The sequence below is a fragment of the Neisseria sp. P0022.S010 genome (genome assembly GCF_051956635.1).
Genome location: NZ_JBQCXF010000696.1, coordinates 1 through 1,356 on the forward strand (window position 1 = coordinate 1; position 1,356 = coordinate 1,356).

The window sequence follows — 1,356 nt, forward strand, 5'->3', positions numbered from 1 at the left end:
TTTCATGCCTATCTTTTATTGGCTGATGTCTTCCAGCGTACGGCCTTTGGTTTCTTCACCCAATACCAAGATTACCGCCACAATCAGCAGCATAACCAGCGCAAACATCATAAAGATATTGCCGAAGCCGCCGCTGTTGCCCACCATCGCCGCCACTACCATGGGCGCGAGTATGCCGCCGACGCGGCCGATGGCGCCTGCCCAGCCGGATGCGAAGGCACGGAAGCGCAAGGGGTAGAGTTCGGGGGTGTAGGTGTACAAAACGCCCCATGCACCCAAGTTGAAGAAGGACATCAGGCTGCCCCAGATCATGACTTCGGCCGCAGTGGTGCTTTGCCCGAAAAACCATGCGCACACGGCGCAAGCGGCCAGAAAGCCTGCCAGCGTTGCTTTGCGGCCGATTCTTTCCACCAAAGCCGCGGCGGCAATATAGCCGGGCAGTTGCGCCACAATCATCACCAGCACATATTCAAAGGTTTTGACCACTGTATTGCCCTGCTCGACCAGCAGTTTGGGCAACCAAGTGAAAATGCCGTAATACGAAAACACGATGCCGAACCAAACCAGCCACAGCATCAGCGTGCGCCGTGCAAACGGATGTTGCCAAAGTTGGACGAAGCGGATGCGTTCACGCGGGGCAGCCGGTGCGGCAACGGCTTCTGTCGGCGGCGTTATGCCCGATTGAGTTTCCAGCGCGGATACCAAACGGTGCGCTTCGTTGGTTTTGCCGCGGGAAAGCAGGTAAGGCACGGATTCGGGAACGAACTTCAACACCAACGGCACATAAAACAGGGGCAAGGCACCGAATAAAAACGCGCTGTGCCAGCCGGTTTGCGGAATAAAGAAATAAGACACCAGCGCGGCCGAAAGCCAGCCCAAGCCCCAAAAGCTTTCCAGCAACACAATAAAACGGCCGCGTACTTTCGGCGGCGCATATTCGCTGACCAGCGACACGGCGACAGGCAGTTGGCCGCCCAAACCGACACCGACAAAAAAGCGGCACACCAGCAAAACCGTCAAATCAGGCGCGAGCGCGCACAAACCTGTGGCAATGCTGTACACCACCATCGTGCCGGCAAAAACGGTTTTCCGTCCAAACCTGTCCGCCAGCCAGCCGCTGAATACCGCGCCCAAGGCCATACCGACAAAGGCAATGCTGACAATCCAGCCCAACTGCGCCGGAGCCAGCGCCCAATCTTTGCCCAAAGCCGGCAATACAAACGACACCAAGCCTGTATCCATGGCATCAAACAGCCAGCCTATACCGACCAACACCAAAAGTTTGTAATGAAAGCGGGAGGGCGGCAGATTATGCAGCCGCGTCAGAATATCCATAGTTCTTTCCTTTGTTTGTGT

1 protein-coding gene is annotated in these 1,356 nt (G+C 56.3%); it reads right to left on the reverse strand.

Features of this window, described 5'->3' with window-relative positions; genetic code table 11:
- Window positions 1–15: 15 nt before the first annotated feature.
- A complete protein-coding gene (locus ACTHUT_RS20725) occupies window positions 16–1,335 on the reverse strand; it encodes an MFS transporter (protein WP_250601391.1) in 1,320 nt (439 codons plus the stop codon).
- Window positions 1,336–1,356 lie beyond the last annotated feature (21 nt).